The 17,213-nt window shown below is 67.7% G+C and carries 15 protein-coding genes and 1 pseudogene; 11 read left to right on the forward strand and 5 right to left on the reverse strand.

Going from position 1 to position 17,213, the window contains the following annotated elements; all coding sequences use genetic code 11:
* Positions 1 to 64 precede the first annotated feature (64 nt).
* Positions 65 to 904, forward strand: coding sequence for a LysR family transcriptional regulator (locus AB0L97_RS05980; RefSeq protein WP_364425679.1), 840 nt, complete (start codon positions 65 to 67; stop codon positions 902 to 904).
* Between the two features lie 36 nt (positions 905 to 940).
* On the opposite strand, the gene AB0L97_RS05985 is transcribed toward AB0L97_RS05980, so the two are convergent.
* Positions 941 to 2,062, reverse strand: coding sequence for an epoxide hydrolase family protein (locus AB0L97_RS05985; protein ID WP_364425681.1), 1,122 nt, complete (start codon positions 2,060 to 2,062; stop codon positions 941 to 943).
* Positions 2,063 to 2,166: 104 nt separating this feature from the next.
* Between AB0L97_RS05985 and AB0L97_RS05990 the strand changes: the two genes are divergently transcribed.
* The gene (locus AB0L97_RS05990; protein WP_364425683.1) at positions 2,167 to 3,168 is read left to right on the forward strand and encodes a YafY family protein; all 1,002 of its coding nucleotides are present in this window, start codon (positions 2,167 to 2,169) and stop codon (positions 3,166 to 3,168) included.
* Positions 3,169 to 3,181: 13 nt separating this feature from the next.
* On the opposite strand, the gene AB0L97_RS05995 is transcribed toward AB0L97_RS05990, so the two are convergent.
* Positions 3,182 to 3,952, reverse strand: coding sequence for a helix-turn-helix transcriptional regulator (locus AB0L97_RS05995; protein ID WP_364425685.1), 771 nt, complete (start codon positions 3,950 to 3,952; stop codon positions 3,182 to 3,184).
* Between the two features lie 120 nt (positions 3,953 to 4,072).
* Here AB0L97_RS05995 and AB0L97_RS06000 point away from each other — a divergent pair, with 120 nt between their 5' ends.
* Positions 4,073 to 5,050, forward strand: coding sequence for a zinc-binding dehydrogenase (locus tag AB0L97_RS06000; RefSeq protein ID WP_364425720.1), 978 nt, complete (start codon positions 4,073 to 4,075; stop codon positions 5,048 to 5,050).
* Positions 5,051 to 5,063: 13 nt separating this feature from the next.
* Here the strand turns inward: AB0L97_RS06000 and AB0L97_RS06005 are convergent, their stop codons facing one another.
* Positions 5,064 to 6,518 carry a serine/threonine-protein kinase gene (locus AB0L97_RS06005; protein ID WP_364425687.1) on the reverse strand — a complete coding sequence of 485 codons (1,455 nt, stop codon included), beginning with the start codon at positions 6,516 to 6,518 and terminating at the stop codon, positions 5,064 to 5,066.
* A gap of 592 nt (positions 6,519 to 7,110) precedes the next feature.
* Here AB0L97_RS06005 and AB0L97_RS06010 point away from each other — a divergent pair.
* Both AB0L97_RS06010 and AB0L97_RS06015 read left to right on the forward strand, forming a co-directional pair.
* On the forward strand, positions 7,111 to 8,304 hold the full coding sequence (locus tag AB0L97_RS06010; protein WP_364425689.1) for an FAD-dependent oxidoreductase: 1,194 nt from the start codon (positions 7,111 to 7,113) through the stop codon (positions 8,302 to 8,304).
* A pseudogene (locus AB0L97_RS06015) lies at positions 8,301 to 9,222 on the forward strand (sigma-70 family RNA polymerase sigma factor). Before AB0L97_RS06010 ends, AB0L97_RS06015 begins: the two are co-directional and overlap by 4 nt.
* Positions 9,223 to 9,511: 289 nt before the next feature.
* Here the strand turns inward: AB0L97_RS06015 and AB0L97_RS06020 are convergent.
* Positions 9,512 to 11,878 carry a beta-ketoacyl synthase N-terminal-like domain-containing protein gene (locus AB0L97_RS06020; RefSeq protein ID WP_364425691.1) on the reverse strand — a complete coding sequence of 789 codons (2,367 nt, stop codon included), beginning with the start codon at positions 11,876 to 11,878 and terminating at the stop codon, positions 9,512 to 9,514.
* A 107-nt stretch (positions 11,879 to 11,985) separates the two neighbouring features.
* Here AB0L97_RS06020 and AB0L97_RS06025 point away from each other — a divergent pair, with 107 nt between their 5' ends.
* The 4 genes from AB0L97_RS06025 to AB0L97_RS06040 all read left to right on the forward strand — a co-directional run bounded on the left by AB0L97_RS06025 (position 11,986) and on the right by AB0L97_RS06040 (position 15,053).
* Positions 11,986 to 12,489 (forward strand): GtrA family protein, encoded by a 504-nt coding sequence (locus tag AB0L97_RS06025; RefSeq protein ID WP_355077980.1) that lies wholly within the window; start codon positions 11,986 to 11,988, stop codon positions 12,487 to 12,489.
* Positions 12,490 to 12,609: 120 nt separating this feature from the next.
* Positions 12,610 to 13,971 (forward strand): M20/M25/M40 family metallo-hydrolase, encoded by a 1,362-nt coding sequence (locus tag AB0L97_RS06030; RefSeq protein WP_364425693.1) that lies wholly within the window; start codon positions 12,610 to 12,612, stop codon positions 13,969 to 13,971.
* A 22-nt stretch (positions 13,972 to 13,993) separates the two neighbouring features.
* Entirely contained in the window at positions 13,994 to 14,527 is a 534-nt protein-coding gene (locus AB0L97_RS06035; RefSeq protein WP_364425695.1) for a YbhB/YbcL family Raf kinase inhibitor-like protein, read from the forward strand.
* Between the two features lie 16 nt (positions 14,528 to 14,543).
* Positions 14,544 to 15,053 carry a hypothetical protein gene (locus AB0L97_RS06040; protein ID WP_364425697.1) on the forward strand — a complete coding sequence of 170 codons (510 nt, stop codon included), beginning with the start codon at positions 14,544 to 14,546 and terminating at the stop codon, positions 15,051 to 15,053.
* 162 nt (positions 15,054 to 15,215) lie between these two features.
* Here the strand turns inward: AB0L97_RS06040 and AB0L97_RS06045 are convergent, their stop codons facing one another.
* Complete coding sequence (locus AB0L97_RS06045; protein WP_364425699.1) at positions 15,216 to 15,785, reverse strand: TetR/AcrR family transcriptional regulator; 570 nt, start codon at positions 15,783 to 15,785, stop codon at positions 15,216 to 15,218.
* Positions 15,786 to 15,826: 41 nt separating this feature from the next.
* Between AB0L97_RS06045 and AB0L97_RS06050 the strand changes: the two genes are divergently transcribed.
* Together AB0L97_RS06050 and AB0L97_RS06055 are read left to right on the forward strand one after the other, a co-directional pair.
* Positions 15,827 to 16,336 (forward strand): HXXEE domain-containing protein, encoded by a 510-nt coding sequence (locus AB0L97_RS06050; RefSeq protein WP_364425701.1) that lies wholly within the window; start codon positions 15,827 to 15,829, stop codon positions 16,334 to 16,336.
* Positions 16,337 to 16,697: 361 nt separating this feature from the next.
* On the forward strand, positions 16,698 to 17,117 hold the full coding sequence (locus AB0L97_RS06055; protein WP_364425722.1) for a hypothetical protein: 420 nt from the start codon (positions 16,698 to 16,700) through the stop codon (positions 17,115 to 17,117).
* Positions 17,118 to 17,213 lie beyond the last annotated feature (96 nt).

Consider the following 17,213-nt stretch of genomic DNA (forward strand, 5'->3'; position numbering starts at 1 on the left):
CGGTCGGGTTTGCGTCGATACCGCACGGGTATCGGTCGAGGTCATCGCCGGTTACCATGGCCCGGTGGAGACGCGGGAGATGCGATATTTCGTCGCCGTCGCCGAGGAGTTGCACTTCGGGCGAGCGGCGCAACGGCTCTCCATGGCGCAACCACCACTGTCGCGAGCCATCCAGCAGCTCGAGCGGCGGCTCGGAGTCGTTCTGCTGCACCGCACCGCTCGCGCCATCGCCTTGACCGAGGCCGGGACGGTGCTGCTGCGCGAGGCCCGGACCGCGCTCGACGCGGTCGAAGCCGCCGAGCGCCGCACCCGCCGCGCCGCGGCCGACCAGCCGGGTGTGGTGCTGGTCACCAAGGCCGGCGCGTCCAGGGAACTGTTGTCGAAGCTGCTGGACGCCTACGCCGCCGAACCGGGCGCCGTGGCCGTCGAGGTGATGCTGTGCGGGCCCGGCGAACCGGAAAGCCTGCTGCGCAACGGGCGTGCCGACGTTGCGCTGCTCCACCGGCCCTACGACTCGACAGCCGGATTCGACACCGAGGATCTGCATACTGAACAGCAGGTGGTGGTCCTGCCCGCGGGTCATCCCCTCGCCGACCGGGCGCATCTGTCGTTCGCCGAACTCAACGCCCAGACGGATCTGCCTCTGCCGCGCTGGCCGCGACGGGATGGAAGTTATCCGGACGGCCCCGGCCCGCGGGTGCGCGACCATACCCAACTGCTCCAACTGATCGCGCTCGGACTGGCCTGCGCGGTCGTGCCCGAGTCGCTGCGAACTCAGCTACGCAACGATCATGCCGTGGTGGCGGTGCCGGACGCACCTGTGGTCACGACCGTCATCGCCTGGCCGCCACACAGCAGATCCAAAGCCGTTGCCGACCTCGTCCACACCGCGACACGCCTCTGATCGGCACCACTGTTCGCCGACCGCATCGGGTTCGGGCTATCGCAGATGTTCGAAGAATGTTCGCAGATCAGCTGTTAGTTGAGCCGGCGCCTCCATGGCCGGGAAGTGCAGGCCGTGCTCGAATTCGGTCCAGTGCGCGTCCGGCGGCGCCGGGACTACCTTGCGCACGGTCTCGTCCGCACTGAACACCGCGAAGCCCTGCGGTACCGCGGGCGCGCCCCAATCCGAGGAGTGCGCTTGGTCATAGAGGGTGTGCGCCGCGGTGATGCCCGCTCCGGTGAACCAGTAAAGGCTGACGGTAGTGAGCAATTGGTCGCGATCGATCGGCAAGTCGGTCCATTCCTCGAACTTCTCGGCGATCCACGCCAGCTGAAGTAGCGGCGAATCGACAAGACCGTAACCGATGGTCTGCGGTCGGCTCTGCTGGATCGACAAGTATCCGGAACCCTCCTTGCGGAACACGTCCATGCGCTCGAGGATCAGCTTGTCGACCGGGTCGTCGGCATCGAGGCGCTCGGCCATTCCGGGAAGGAACGTCGCCACATTGGCGGCGGTCAGCGGATCGGTCACGACGTGGACGCCGATGACATGCTCGCTGTCGCGGGCGCCGACCAGGCCGGATATGCCTGCGCCGACGTCGCCGCCGTGAACCCCGTAGCGCTGGTAGCCCAGCCTGCGCATCAGCTCGATCCACGCGTTCGCGGTGCGGCCCATCGCCCAGCCGGTCGCGCTGAGCGGAGTGGAGAAGGCGTAACCGGGCAGCGACGGCGCGACCACATGGAACGCAGGCCCCTCGGCCGGGTCGACCAAAGGCTCGATGAGGTGGAGGAATTCGGCGACCGAGCTGGGATAGCCATGGGTGATCAGCAGTGGCGTCGCGTCCGCTCGGCCGGAGCGGACGTGCAGGAAATGAATGCGCTGGCCGTCGATCTCGGTCGTGAACTGCGGGTAGGAATTGAGCGCGGCTTCCTGCGCACGCCAGTCGTAGCCGGTGCGCCAATATTCGGCCAGCTCCTTCAGGTAGAGCTGCGGTATGCCGCGGTTCCAGCCGGCATCGGGCAACTCGGCCGGCCAGCGGGCATCGGCGAGCCGATGGTGCAGGTAATCGAGATCGGACTGCGCGATGTGGATGCGAAAGGGCTGGACTGCGTCACTCATTGGGGTTCTCTCTGTCGGCTCGGGCGAGCGTTTCGCGCTGGTGAAACATAAGGTAGTTGCAATTGCGGAAAGGTTGATTCCTCGATTCGGGAGAAGATCGATCAATGTTCGAAACCTCGGCACGACTGCTTCGTCTGCTTTCGCTGCTGCAAGCGCGCCGCGACTGGACCGGACCCGAGTTGGCCGCTCGACTGGAGGTCACCGTGCGCACCGTCCGCAACGACGTCGACCGCCTGCGACGGCTCGGCTATCCCGTCGAGGCTCGGCCGGGTGTCGACGGTGGATACCGGCTGGGTGTCGGAGGTGCGCTGCCGCCGCTGCTGCTCGACGACGACGAAGCGGTCGCGATCGCGATCGGGATGCGCAGCGCCGCAGCCGGTTCCATCGCGGGCATCGAAGAGACCTCGTTGCGTGCACTGACGAAACTGCAACAGATATTGCCGTCGCGGCTACGCCGTCGCGTCGACGCCTTCGGGTCGCACACCCTCGCGCTTCCCCCGCGCGGCCCGCTCGTCGACCCGGATGTGCTGACCGTGATCGCCGACGCCTGCCGCGACCATGAACGACTGCGGTTCGACTACCAGACGCATTCGGGGGCCGCCGGTCGGCGTTCGGTGGAGCCCTATCGCCTGATCAACGATCGACAACGCTGGTATTTGATGGCCTGGGACCTCGACCGCGTCGACTGGCGGACCTTTCGCGTCGACAGGATGCGGCCCCGCACACCGACCGGCCCCCGCTTTACGCCGCGGCCGCTGCCGCCAGACCATGAGATCACCGCACGAGTCGCCCGCGGAATCGGCGAGTCGACGTGGCGCTTCCGCGCCAGGGTGATCGTGCACGCGCCCGCGGATCACGTGCGCAGCCGACTCCCGATTCCCGTCGACGTCGAGCCGTTGAGCGAGGACCGGTGCGCGTTCGAACCCGGCTCCGACCATCCGGAAATGCTGGCGCTCTACCTCGGGCTGCTTGGCGCCGACTTCGAGATCGTGGACTCACCCGAACTGGTGCGGACCCTGCGGACGATCAGCGAGCGCTACCAGCGCGCGCTCGCCCCGTCGTCGGGTCGACGTCGATGGTCGCCACCGACGGGCGGGGCCTTGTGATGTGGTGCCGAGGTCATGGAGTGGTGCGGTAGCGGCCCGGGGTGGTGCCGACGAGGTTGGTGAAAGCGGCGATGAAGCTGCTGGGGTTCGCCCAGCCGCAGGCGTGGGCGACGCGGGTGGTGTCGTGGCCGTCGGCGAGCAGGACGAGTGCGTGGTAGACGCGGAGCTGGGTGCGCCACTCGTAGAAGGTCATGCCGAGTTCGTTGTGGAACAGGCGGCTGAGGCTGCGGGCACTGGCTCCGATCGTGCGCCCGAGTTCGGCCAGTGACGTGTTGTCCGCGGGGTTCTCGGAGAGGATCCGCGCAATCGCTTGCAACCGGTCGTCATGGGGTTTCGGCAGCACGAGTGGCTGTTCGTGTGCTTCCTGGAGTTCATCGACGAGGACGCGGCGAAGGCGAGCGCGCGCGGCGCGGTCGTGGTCGCGTGGGCTCGTGAGGGTGAGCAAGATTTCGCGGGCGAGGCCGGAAGCCAGGAACACGGCGGGACGGTCCGGCACGAGCCGCGCCTGGGATGGGGGTAGGAAGACGATCCGCATGTCGGTGTCGCCGTGCGCCCGATGGTAGTGCGTGAACTCGGCAGGGGTCCACGCGATTCGATTGGCCGGAACGATCGATGTGCCCTGTTCGGTGTGCACGGACAGGACGCCGCGAGCCGCGTAGACCAGGTGTCCACGCGGATGGGAGTGCACCGAGCTCGTTCCCCCCGACGGCCACAGGTGCACCCCTCCGGACGGCCACAGCTGGGATGTCGGGCCGAGCCGGGGAAGTTGGCGGCCAACGGGCATGGGTTGGCATTCTATCGGTAGACGGCCACACGATCGGCTGGCGACAGTGGACGCATGCGCAATGACCTCCATTCAGACAGCACCGCCGCCCCGATGCGGCGTGAGACGACGAGTACGACGATGCGAGCGGCCGTCTGTGTACGGGCGGGTGACCCGGAGGTACTGGAGATCCGTGAGCTACCGGTACCAGCGATTCGGGAGGGCTGGAGCCTGGTGCGGGTGAAGGGCGCGGGCTTGAACCGATCGGAGCTGCGAACCCGTCAGGGACATTCCCCGAACGTCCGGTTCCCCCGTGTGCTCGGGATCGAATGTGTGGGAATCGTGGCAGCCTCGACCGATCCCATGTTGCCGGTCGGCGCGACCGTCGCGGCGGTGATGGGTGAGATGGGCCGGGAGTTCGACGGCGGCTACGCGCAGTACGCGTTGTTGCCGAATTCGCTGCTGATGCCGGTCACCACCAGGTTGCCGTGGGAGGTCTTGGCCGCACTGCCCGAGACATACTTGACCGCGCAGGGCTCACTCGACGCATTGGGCATCGTGGCGGATAGCCAGGGGCGGTTGCTGATTCGCGGTGGGACATCGTCGGTGGGTATGGCGGCAGCGTCGATCGCGTCCGGTCGCGGCATCGAGATCGCTGCCACGACCCGACGGCACGACAAGATCGACGCGCTGACCGCGATCGGCGTCGACCACGTACTCGTCGACGACGGCGGGTCGCTGGCGGCCGGCGTGCAGGCGGTCTGGCCCGAAGGGCCCGACTACGTGCTGGATCTCGTCGGAGCGCGCACGGCGGTGGACTCGCTGCGCCTGGTCCGCCGGGGCGGCACGGTATGTGTGGCGGGTTCGCTGAGTGGGTGGCTGATCTCGGACTTCGAACCGATAGCGATGATCCCGTCCGGAACCAAACTGACGGCTTTCCACAGCGACAACCTGAAGGGCAGCGCGGGCGCGGCCGTGCTGCAGCGCGTCGTCGACGAAGTCGAGGCCGGTGTCTATCGACCCAACCTCGACCGTGTCTTCGGTCTGGACGACATCGTCGCAGCCCATCGGTACATGGAGGGCAACCGGGCCACCGGAAAGATCGTGGTGGTGCCCTGAGCGCTCTGCGGGCTCATGGCCGGTTCCTGGGACGCTTGTCAGCGAGCCAGCGCCTGGTCGCGGGGGACAGGGTGCACAGCAGCCCCGTACAGGAGAAAAACAGGAGCGTGCCGACGAAAACCAGGTCGCTGGTACGGCTGTCGCCACCCAGACCGGCTCCGGCTCCGACCAAGCCGACCAGCGTGAGGATCCCGGTACCCAACGCCACGGCGATGCGGCCCGCTCGCTTGCGCCGGAACAGTGCGATCGAGCCGCCGAGCAGCACCAGTGCCATCGTGGTGGAGATCGCCATGGGGGCGAGAAGTTCGAGGGCGACCTCGCGCAGCGTCTGGCGGTGACCGTATTCGATGTGCGGGGTCGTCAGCTCCATCACCCCGTTGGCGATGATCAGACAGAAGACCAGCCCGAAGCCGAACGCGACGACAGCGCCGATCCTGGGAACGACGCCGGATGGCCGGGCCGGATCGTGGATGGGCGTGAGCGGTTGCAGCGGCGGTAGGTGTTGGGCGCGCCACCGGGGCTCCGAAGGCTGGTTGAGCAGGGTCGGGGCCGAACGCGGCCACGGGTCGACCGCCGTGGCGGGGTGGGCCGAGCGTTGGTCGACGAAAGCCGGCGCGGGTGCCACGGCGGGAGCGTCGCCGCGCAGGGCCGCCGCCGCGGCCGCGGCGAAGTCGCCGCAGCTGGCGAATCGTTCGTCGCGGTGCTTGGCCAGGGCACGGGCGATCACCTCGTCGAGTCGTCGTGGCAACTCGGGGCGGGTGTCGCTGAGGCGCGGCACCGGCTTGGCGATGTGTCCGGCGACGATTTGACCGGGATTGGTCGAGGGGAACGGTGGTTGCCCCGCCAGCATCGTGTAGAGGGTGCACCCGAGGGAGTATTGATCGGCGCGGTGATCGACCGGCTCACCGGACAGTTGCTCCGGCGAGGCGTAGGCGAGTGTGGCGGTGAACGTTCCGGTGGCGGTCAGTTTGGTATCGGCGTCGAGTATTCGCGCGATCCCGAAATCGGTGAGCAGAGCATGTGTTTCGCGCCCGGCTTCCGGTTCGGCGATCAGGATGTTGGCCGGTTTGATGTCGCGATGCAGCACACCTCGGCTGTGGGCGTAGTCCAGCGCCTTCGCCGTATCGCCGACGATCTGCAGGACCTGTTCGGGGCGGGTGCTCCGGGGATCGAGCCGCGCAGCGTCGGTGCCACGGATGTACTGCATGGAAATCCACAGATGCCCGCCCTCGGTGCCGCGGTCGTAGACGCCGACGATACCCGGATGCTCCAGGCGCGCAACCACATTGGCTTCCTGTTCGAACCGCCTGCGCAGCTCCTGGTCCTCGGACACCGCGCGATTGAGCAGTTTGAGCGCCACCAGCCGCGGCAGGCGCGGGTGCCGCGCCAGATAGACGGTGCCCATACCGCCTTGCCCGAGCACGCCCTCGATCACGTAGCCGGCGAACGACTCGTGCTGCCTCAACACCTATGGCCCCCTTCTAGACCCGGCCACCCGGACCGCAGGCAGCATAACTCCTGGTTTCCGGGCACGGCTTCGCGACGGGGACCTGCCGCACGGTCCGTGGCCGTCGCCGAAGGTCGACCGGTTCGAACCGATCGCGGCCAAGTATGCCGAGGAGTGACCGCGCGGCGTCCTCGCACTCTTCAGATACCCGGATCAACAGATCGGCCCCGACGCCGCCGATCTGCCGGTGGGCCGTGCGCCACGACCTGCTCGCGGCCAACCCGATGGACAAGGTCGACACGATCACCGTGCCCAAGACGCTGCCGGGCGACCAGTGCCGAACCGCGGCGTCGAGGTCTGTGGTTCTGCATTCGTCATCGGACCGCCCTGCGGCGGGGCTGGGGGCCGCCGGAAGCCGTCATCCTCTGAGTGAACATGTTCCAGATCGGCGACGCGATACCTGCGTTGGGAGGACCCGCAGGCCGCCCTGTACCGCCGATTCGTGCACTCCGCCTGTACGCGAGCCGACGATCTCGGCGGGCTGGCGACGGGCTGCGAATGTGACGGCTGTCACTTCGTGTCAGATCTGGACGGTGTGGCGTGTCTGGAGGGCATGACTGATTTCAATGCCATCACCAAAGTGGTTGTGATCGGCGGCGGTTACGCCGGTACCGTGGCGGCCAATCGGCTGCGGCTGCGGCGCGATGTCGAGATCACACTGGTCAATCCGCGTCCGCGGTTTGTCGAGCGCATGCGGTTGCACCAGTTCGTGGCCGGTACCCATGAGGCTGCCGTCGACTACGACACACTGCTCGGCGCCGGGGTGCGGATGATCGTCGATCGTGCCATCCGCATCGATACCGCCGCCCGCCGGGTGGAACTGGGTTCGGGGCGCGCGCTCGACTACGACTACGTGGTCTACGCGGTCGGCAGCACCGCCGCCGTGCCGGCGTCGGTGCCCGGTGCCACCGAATTCGCCTTCCCGATAGCCGAATTCGAACACGCCCAGCGGCTGCGCGCGGCGCTGGCGGACGTGCCGGTCCAGGCGCCGATTGTCGTCGTCGGCGGCGGGCTCACCGGCATCGAGACCGCCGCCGAACTCGTGGAGCAGGGCCGTACCGTGACACTGGTGGGTGGCGGTAAGTTGGCGGCGAACTTCTCGAATCCGGCCCGGCGATCGGTGGCGAAGTGGTTATCAGAGAATGGAGTCGAGGTGCGTGAGCAAGCGCGGGTGGGCGAGGTGCGACGCGACGGGGTCGTCCTGACCGACGGCGATGTGCTGCCCGGTGCGATCACGATCTGGACCGCCGGATTCGGGCTGCCCGAACTGGCGGCACGCAGTGGGCTGCGCACCGATGACCTGGGCCGGCTGCTGACCGACGAGACGTTGACCAGTCTCGATGACGAACGCATCGTCGCCGCCGGAGACTCGGTCGCGCCCTCGGGCCGCCCACTGCGGATGAGCTGCTATGCCGCCCAACCCTTGGGCGCGCAGGCCGCCGACAATGTACTGGCCCGCATCGCCGGGGACGAACCTGCTGTGCTGGACGTGGCCTTCACCGCCTGCACCGTGGGTTTGGGTAGCCGCGCGGGTGCGATGCAGTTCAGCCGTCGTGACGACACACCCGTGCCGATGTATCTCGGCGGGCGAACTGCCGGGTGGATCAAGGAACGGGTGGGTCTCGCGGGCCCGATCGGGACCATCCGCAAAGAAGCACGCAAACCCGGCGCGATCCCGACCTTCCTGGGCTTGGGCAGGCGTAAGGATCTGAGCGCAGCCGAGCCGCAGGGAGTTCCGAAGCCGTGACCTCCACCGACGAGCACACCGAGCGTTTCGTTCACCTGCGACCGCTGCTGTTCACCATCGTCTACGAAATCCTGGGCTCGGCAACCGAAGCCGACGACGTGCTGCAGGACAGCTATCTACGGTGGCGGGGGGGTGGACCTGGCCACGGTCCGGGATACGAAATCTTATCTGGCCCAGCTCGTCACGCGGCAGGCATTGAATGCGTTGCGGGCCGGCGCCAGTCGTCGCGAGGAGTACGTCGGACCGTGGCTGCCCGAGCCGCTGCTGCTCACCGACGGTGACGCCTCGAGCGATGTGGTACTCACCGAATCGGTCTCGATGGGGATGCTGATCGTGCTGGAAACGCTCACCCCCACCGAGCGGGCGGTCTTCGTGCTGCGTGAGGTCTTCGGCTTCGACTACGACGAAATTGCGTCCGCGACAGGGAAATCCGTCGACGCCGTGCATCAGACCGCCCGCCGCGCCCGCAACCATGTCCATTCCCGGCGCAAGCGCTACGGCCCCGTCGACACCGTCCGAACCGCCGCGGTCACCGAACGCTTCATCATGGCCGCGACCACCGGGGACATGGAAGGCTTGCTGTCGCTGCTCGCGCCGGACATCACCTGGACCACTGACAGCGGCGGCAAGGTGACCGCACTGCCGGAGCTGGTCATGGTCGGCGCCGAACGAGTGGGCGCGATTCTCATGGCGGTCTTCAAATACGCTCAGCGGCGACCGGAAGTACGCATCGAGACAGTGAACTGCAACAGTCAACAGGCACTCGCGTGCTATATCGGCGACAAACTGGAAGCCGTCCTCGTGTTCGACATCGCCGACGACCAGATCGTCAGCGGCTACGGCATCCGCAACCCCGACAAACTGGCCGCTCTCGAAATCCCGCGCGCCATCAGCCGCACTGAAGCGCCCACGGCGTAGTCCCGCCCCACCTGGTGCATCCCATAATGCCGGGGACGGTGTCGGTAGTGGTGTAGCTGAGGAGTGCGTCGATGTGTGGACGCAGGGCGCGCCAGGTGGTGGGATCTTCCCGCGAGGGCACCTGTCGGCACCCACGCGCACCACCCGAACCCACTGATCGGACCACTGGGAGGACGTCGCGCTGTCCCACCTCTCCGGCTGATCTCCCGCAGGCCGGACGAGCGTGCGATCGACCGCAGCGAAAGCGCGAATCGACTGCACCGCAGATGCTCTCGCTTGCGATTTCGGTTCAGCCGAGCAATTCCCGGCTCAATGCGAGCAGTTCAGCGGTCGACAGAGCTTCCTCCTGCACCGGCGGTCGCGGGTCCGCCGCCGACGCAGTGGGTTCCGGGGGCACCGTCGCCGGGTTCGTGGGTTCGAGGCGGGCGTGGAGTTCGGCGGCCAACAGCTCCACGGTGGGGCAGCCCCAGATGACGGCGGCGGGGACCTCGATGCCGAGGCGGGCTCCGAGTCGGGCCGACAGTTCCACGGCGTGCACCGAGCCGATTCCGAGCTGTTCGAAGTTCTGCCGGGCGGCCACCCGGTCGGGCTCTATGCCGACGACTTCGGCCAGTTCGGTGGTGACCAGGGCGGCGAGCGCAGCGACGCCGGGCGCGGAGGAACGTGTGGGGTCACTCGACGCGATCGCCACGGGGCGCGCCGCCGAGTCGTCGATCATCGCGATGGAATCGACCGATTCGGCAGTTGTGCCCGACGCCGCGACCGCCGCGGACTGAGATCTTGGACTCGAAATGCCAGTAGTGGCAGCGATTTCGATGGGCACCGCGTCCCACGAGGGCGACCCGGGTGCCTCGCCGCGGGCCTGCGGGTCGGCCCAATGCCGTTCGCGCTGGAACGGATAGGTGGGCAGCGAGACCGGGCGGCCCGCCGCGTTCACGGCAGTCCAGTCGGGTTCGATGCCACGCTCGAACAGCCTTCCCACCGCGTGCAGTAGGTCGCGGTGGTCCACTGTGCCGGGACGCAGAGCCGCCGCCAGCAGCAGATTCAGCGCCTCGTGGTCGTCTCCGTCGGGGTCCTTCCCAGCGCGGGCGAGGTAGGCGTCGAGGAATTCGACAACCTGGCCCACGTTGTCGGCGACCGTCGAAATTCGATGCTGGAAGGCGGTTCTCGTGGCAAGCGTGTGCGCGAGGTCGCTCAGGCGGATGTCCGGGTCGCGCACGAGGCGCTCACGCAGCCGATGAGCGTGTTCCCGCAGCGCGGCTTCGGTGCGGGCGGACAGCACCACCAGCCGCTGCGAGACGTCGCTGTCATCGACCGGATCGTGTGCGGGTGCCGCTTCGGCGATGACGTGGGCGTTCGAGCCGCCGAAACCGAACGCGCTCACCGCGGCGCGCGCGGGGGCGTCGTGCCGCGGCCACGCCATCGCGGTGTCGGCCACGCGCACTCCCGTCGCGGCGGGATCGAATTCCGCGGGTGCGTGGTCGAAGTGGAGGCTGCGCGGGATCCGGCGATGCGACAGGGCGAGCGCGACTTTCACCAGTCCGGCCATGCCCGCGGCCGCTTCGGTGTGTCCGATATTGGTTTTCACCGAGCCGACGATCAGCGGTGCGCCGGGCGGCCTGCCGGTGCCGTAAACCTCTGCCAGTGCGGTCAATTCGGCGCGGTCACCGACGGCGGTGCCGGTGCCGTGCGCCTCGACGTAGTCGATCGTCGCGGCGTCCACACCCGCTCGCGCGCAGGCCCGCCGCAACAGCTGCCGTTGACCGTCGGCGCTGCTGGCGGGCATGGAGCGGTGCCTGCCGTTGTTGTTGGTGGCACTGCCCAGCAGGGTGCAGTAGACGCGGTCGCCGTCGCGCAACGCTTGTCGCAGCGGCTTGAGCACGACGACCGCACCGCCTTCGCCGCGCACGTAGCCGTCGGCGGAGGCGTCGAAGGTGTGTGACCGGCCGCGTGCGGACAGCACACCCAGCGCGGACAACCCGATCGCGGTCTCCGGTATCAGATTCAGTTGCACGCCACCGGCGACGGCCAGGGCGCTCTCACCCGTCCGCAACGCCTGGCAGGCCAGGTGCACCGCCACCAGCGATCCGGCGCAGGAGGCGTTCACGGTCATGCTGGGACCGTCGAAACCCAGGAAGTACGACACCCGGTTGGCGATCACACCCTCGACATCTCCGGTGCTGGTGAACGGGGTGATGGCGGTGGCGCCCCTGGCGAGTTTGACGGCGCGATAATCGTTGAATTTGTTGGCGAAATACACGCCGGTGTCCGGCACCCGGTCGGGCCGGATCGCTGCGTCTTCGAAGGCTTCCCAGGCCAATTCGAGCGCCAAGCGCTGCTGCGGATCCATATCGGCTGCCTCACGGGGGGTGATCCCGAAGAATTCGGCGTCGAAACCGGCGACATCCGCCACATACCCGCCCGCGACCGACACCGTCTTGCCCGCGGCGGCACGATCGCGCCCGCGGTGGTCGCCGGACCAGCGGCCCGGCGGCGGCTCGTCGGCGATCGCGTCGGTCTCCTCGATCAGCAACCGCCACAACGCTTCCGGAGAGTAGGCGCCGCTGGCGAAGCGACAGCTCATGCCGATCACGGCGATCGGCTCCGCGCCGACGCGGTCCGGCCGAGAACCGTTGCGCCGCTTGGTCTTTTTCACGCTACTCACCTGCCCGCGATCCACCGACCGTGCACTCGCGCAACAGGCGGTGCGGTGAATCTGCCGATCTTGTTGTGGGGTCGGGACATGTGTCGGAGACTTTACCTGTGCTGTTTTCCGAACGCCCCGTTTTCGCCCGGGTGACGTCCGCGCTGGGGGGCGAGGCACGGCGTCGAGAACTATTCCGATTCGCTTCCGTCGGTGTCGCAGCGTTCACGCTGGACACCGCGGTGTTCCTGACCTTGAAGAGCACTGTGCTCGAGCCGCATCCGGTGACGGCGAAAGTGGTCGCTGTGCTGGCGGCGATCACGCTGTCATATGTGCTCAACAAGCAGTGGTCCTTCGATGAACGCGGTGGGCGGCGCGGTCATCACGAGGCCGCGCTGTTCTATCTGGTCAGCTTCCTTGCCGTCGCGATCAACACCGCGCCGCTGTGGGTGTCGCGGTACGTGCTGCATCTCGAGGTGCCCGAGGTCTCCCGCTTCACCCAGAACGTGGCCGACTTCGTGGCCGCCCAGTTGATCGGCACCGCGCTGGGGATGGTGTTCCGGTTCTGGGCCTTCGTGCGGGTGGTGTTCCCCGACAAGGTCCAGCCGCCCGATCCGGTGTGAGTTCCGATCACTCTGATGACAACCCTGTCGAAGGTGATCGCGCACCGTGCGGGCCGCGTCGCCTCGCCGTGACACCCGTCCGCGCGTTCGCCCTGCCGCGCGGGTGGTAGGAAAGGGAGCGTGTCCGCAACTGGCGAAGGATTCGACCCGAACAGAAACTCCCGCGCGGTGTCGGAAGTGGTGGAGCTGGTCAGCACGCTGATCCGCTTCGACACCTCCAACACCGGCGACCTGGCCACCACCAAGGGGGAGCGCGAGTGTGCGCAGTGGGTGGCCGACCAACTGCATCAAGCGGGGTATGTCACCGAGTACGTCGAGTCCGGCGCGGAGGGGCGCGGCAACGTCTTCGCGCGACTGGAGGGAGCCGACCCGAGTCGCGGCGCGCTGATGATCCACGGGCATCTGGACGTGGTGCCCGCCGAGGCCTCGGACTGGAGCGTGCACCCGTTCTCCGGTGCGGTGCGCGACGGCTACGTGTGGGGTCGCGGCGCGATCGACATGAAGGACATGGTCGGGATGGCGCTGGCGGTGGCCCGCCAGTTCAAGCTCGAGGGCACGGTGCCGCCGCGCGATCTGGTCTTCGCCTTCCTCGCCGACGAGGAGAACGGCGGCAAGTGGGGTTCGCAGTGGCTGGTGGACAACCGCCCCGATCTGTTCGACGGCGTCACCGAGGCGGTGGGGGAGGTCGGCGGGTTCTCGTTGACCGTGCCGCGGCCCGACGGCACCGAACGCAGGCTGTATCTGGTGGAGACCGCCGAGAAGGGCCTTGGCTGGATGCGGTTGCGCGCCAAGGCCCGCGCGGGCCACGGCTCATTCCTGCACGAGGACAACGCGGTCACCATCCTCGCCGACGCGGTGGCCCGTCTGGGCAAACACACCTTCCCGTTGGTGCTGTCGGATTCGGTGGCCGCGTTCCTCGCCGCCGTCGCCGAGGAGACGGGTCTGGAGTTCGATCCGGCGAGTCCCGACATCGAGGGCCAGCTGGCGAAGCTGGGCACCATCTCCCGCATCATCGGCGCGACCCTGCGCGACACGGCGAACCCCACCATGCTGCAGGCCGGTTACAAGGCCAACGTGATCCCGCAGACCGCCGAGGCGGTGGTGGACTGCCGTGTGGTTCCCGGACGGCAGGCTGAGTTCGAGCGGGAGGTGGACGAGCTGATCGGCCCCGACGTCGAACGCGAGTGGATCACCAAGCTCGACTCCTACGAGACGACCTTCGACGGCGATCTGGTCGAGGCGATGAACAACGCCGTGCTGGCCCATGACCCGCGCGGCCGCACCGTGCCCTACATGCTCTCCGGCGGGACGGATGCGAAGGCGTTCGCCCGCTTGGGTATTCGCTGCTTCGGTTTCGCGCCGTTGCAGTTGCCGCCGGAGCTGGACTTCACCGCCCTGTTCCACGGCGTCGACGAGCGGGTGCCGGTGGAGGCCCTCGAATTCGGCACCCGCGTGCTGGAACACTTCCTGCTGCACAGCTGATCCGATCCGGAAGAGAGGTTTCATGACCTACAACCCCTACGACGCGCTTCCGCAGGTGCCGTCGTTCACGCTCACCTCCGACGACGTCACCGACGGGCAGCCGTTCAAAAATGAGCAGGTCAGCGGCATCTTCGGGGCGGGTGGCCAGGACATCTCCCCGCAGCTGTCCTGGTCGGGTTTCCCTGCGGAGACCAAGAGTTTCGCGGTGACGGTGTACGACCCCGACGCGCCCACCGCCTCCGGCTTCTGGCATTGGGTCGTCGCCGATATCCCCGTGAGCGCGACCTCCCTGCCCGCGGGCGCGGGCAGCGGCGAAGAGGGCGGCGCGATGCCGACCGGTTCGATCACCCTGCGCAACGACGGCGGCTTCCACGGCTTCGTCGGCGCGGCCCCTCCGCCCGGGCACGGCCCGCACCGCTACTTCATCGTCGTGCACGCCGTCGACGTCGACAGCCTGGGCATCGATGAGACCGCCAGCCCCGCCTACCTGGGCTTCAACCTGTTCTCCCACACGCTGGCTCGTGCGACCCTGGTCGCCACCTACGAGCAGAAGTAGGAACCGCCGCACGATCGTGGCCCTGAGCGAATCGCTCGGGGCCACGGTGCTTTCTGCCGGCAGCGCTCATGCAACAGGATTTCGCGGGCGCGAATCGGCCTGCGCCGTCGAGAATCACCCTATGGACATCTCTGAAGCGGTCCGAGGCGCGCACCTGCTCGCTGCCGACATCGAACGGTCCCTCGGCTTCTCGGCAAAGGTCGGCACCGAGTACCCCGAACAGTGGCGCCGCTTCCACGAGCTGGCGGAGCGTGCGATCCCGACGGCGTGGGTGAGCATTTCGGTGCCGGAGGTCGGCACGACCATAGCCCTGGATCCCAGTGACCCGGGCAGTACAACTGCCGAAGGGTTCGCGATGGAGCTCGTGCAGGTTCTGCAGGACGATATCCAGATCCACCTGCGCGAGCCGTGGCCGAGGGATCCCGCCGCAAGCGGCCACGCGCTGGCGGCGACCGAGCGGGGCTGGCAGAGCACGGTGGATCGCGACCATCTGGTTCCGTATGGCGAACTCGGGCTTGCGACTTGATCCGGCCCGTCGGCAGTTCCAGTGTCGACTCGTTTCTCGTCGGCACATGGATTCAGTGGTGCACGGAGCGCTTACTGCCGCCGCAATCGGGCGGATATGGCTCAACAAGCTCGGGAAGTGCTGGTTCTCGGGCATCCGGGTCTTCACCGATGACTGGTGGCCTCAGTTACTGATCGCGCGACGTGTTGCCGCGACCAGGGTATCCGCGGTGGTCCGGTCCATGGGTTCGCTGGTGATCAGCCAGTGATAGACCAGTGGGCCGAACACGAGGTCGCGGACAGTCTCGGTCGGCAGGTCGGGGCGCAGCCCGCCTTGTTGGCGGGCACGCTCGATCACGGCGGTGATCACGTCGTTTCGCGGTCGCAGGTAATGCTCGCGCAGCTGACCGGCGAGCGTGGCGTTGCGGCCGACGTCGGCGTGCACCGCGAGCACCACTCGCCCGAGTGGTGACGCGGCCAGTCGGGTCACGAAGGTGACGGCGAGTTCGGCGAGGTCGCGCAACGCGTCGCCGGTGTCGGGCGCCTCCAACGGCGGAACCGCCTCGATGAGCGCGCGCACTACGAGTTCATCCTTGGTCGGCCAGCGCCGATACACCGTGGGCCTGCCGATCCTCGCGCGGGAGGCGACCGCCTCGATCGTGAGATCGGCGTAGCCCGATTCGATCAGCAGGTCGATCGTCGAGGCGATGATCGCCTGGTCTATCTCACTATTGCGGGGTCGCCCTGTCACCATATAGTTACGTTACATCACGTAATGAAAGTGGGTAGATCGAGATGCGGAAGTCAGTGACGTGGGGGCTGTTCCTGGCCTGGTTGGCCAACGACGCCGAAGAGTGGTTCACGATGTCGCGGTGGTCGCGAACCAACGCAGCCAAGGGCGGCAAGCCGCTGCCGGGGCCGGTATGGCTACGAACGGAGGTCTCGCCCGCGCACTCGCGGGTGGCCATCTCACTGATGGGGCTGATCGTGCTGACGGCCTCGGCCGCAGGCGCGCGGACCGGCGGCGGCTCCCGGTTCTTTCAAGCCACGCTGCTCGGCTTCGGCGTCCACGGCGTCGGTCATCTCGCGCTCACCGTGGCGCACCGAGGCTATACGCCCGGGGTGGCGACCGCGCCGACGGTGGTCATCCCGTTCTCGCTGTGGGCCTGGCGAACGTTGGGCCGGGCCGGAGTTCGGCGCGACGACGCCCACACCTGGCTGGGCAGCGCGGTATTGCTGCCCACCACGCTCGCGGCCGTGCACGCCGTCGCACGGGCCGTCACCGACCGGCCGAATCGGCCCTGAAGGCCGAGCCGGATTCGCCTGCGCCCTCGGGAATTGTTGTCAAGTGCGGTCTTTCACGCACTCTAATGGCACGAGCTGGCATTCCAGTGGTCTGTCTCCGCCCTGGGGGCCGGGCGCGGGCAGCCCTGCCGCCGTTCTCGCCTGGCCCGTGACGAGAAGCTCGGGAACGAGCGCGGGTCAGTTGCGGGCGGAACTCATGATGCCCATGCTGTCAGGTCCCTTAAATCGGCGTAGCCAGAGCGCGCCGCCCCGGACAGGACTGCGCCGCCGCGGTATTCCCAGGGGGTTATCCAGGCGCTACGCTGCCGCTGGACAGCCGCCCAGGTGGGCGCGACGGATTGATGAGGGTTAGAACGTGATCATTCGCACGGAAACGGCCTGGGTGCTCTTCTTCGCCGGGCTCATCTTCCTGTGGGCGCTGGTGCTCGGCGTGTGGAAGTGGCAGGCGATGACCACTTCGCCGGACGGCCTGGCCCACCCCTACGTCGACATCGCCCACCGGGCAGCGTTGCTGTATTCGTTCGCGACCGGATTGATCGCGTGGTTCGTCGAGCTGTCGGGCTGGCCGACCGCGGTGAATGCCACCGCGGCAGGGGCCATCATCCTGCTGTTCGTGGTGACGATCGCGAACTACATCCGGCTCGGACTGCAGCGCGAGACCGACAACCAGATGCGCAACCCGCCGCCGTCGATGCGTTTCGTCCTCGCCGCCTTGATCATGGGGGAGATCGGCGGATTCGCCGTGCTACTGGTCGGCTTCGCTGTCGAGCAATTGGGCTAGCTGTGATGTCCAGGGAGGTTGTCCGGCCTACTCACTGTGGTGAGTCCGGCTGACAGGTGAAGGCCTCCGGCTGTGAAGTGGAGCTGTCTAGGAACC

The sequence above is a fragment of the Nocardia sp. NPDC051911 genome (assembly GCF_040681035.1).
Lineage (GTDB): Bacteria > Actinomycetota > Actinomycetes > Mycobacteriales > Mycobacteriaceae > Nocardia > Nocardia sichangensis.

What these genes read in the sequence shown, in the direction of transcription:
- AB0L97_RS05985 (WP_364425681.1), bottom strand. Translation starts at nt 2,062, where the DNA reads ATGAGTGACGCAGTCCAGCCCTTTCGCATCCACATCGCGCAGTCCGAT.
- AB0L97_RS05990 (WP_364425683.1), top strand. Translation starts at nt 2,167, where the DNA reads ATGTTCGAAACCTCGGCACGACTGCTTCGTCTGCTTTCGCTGCTGCAA.
- AB0L97_RS05995 (WP_364425685.1), bottom strand. Translation starts at nt 3,952, where the DNA reads ATGCCCGTTGGCCGCCAACTTCCCCGGCTCGGCCCGACATCCCAGCTG.
- AB0L97_RS06000 (WP_364425720.1), top strand. Translation starts at nt 4,073, where the DNA reads ATGCGAGCGGCCGTCTGTGTACGGGCGGGTGACCCGGAGGTACTGGAG.
- AB0L97_RS06010 (WP_364425689.1), top strand. Translation starts at nt 7,111, where the DNA reads ATGACTGATTTCAATGCCATCACCAAAGTGGTTGTGATCGGCGGCGGT.
- AB0L97_RS06035 (WP_364425695.1), top strand. Translation starts at nt 13,994, where the DNA reads ATGACCTACAACCCCTACGACGCGCTTCCGCAGGTGCCGTCGTTCACG.
- AB0L97_RS06045 (WP_364425699.1), bottom strand. Translation starts at nt 15,785, where the DNA reads ATGGTGACAGGGCGACCCCGCAATAGTGAGATAGACCAGGCGATCATC.
- AB0L97_RS06050 (WP_364425701.1), top strand. Translation starts at nt 15,827, where the DNA reads ATGCGGAAGTCAGTGACGTGGGGGCTGTTCCTGGCCTGGTTGGCCAAC.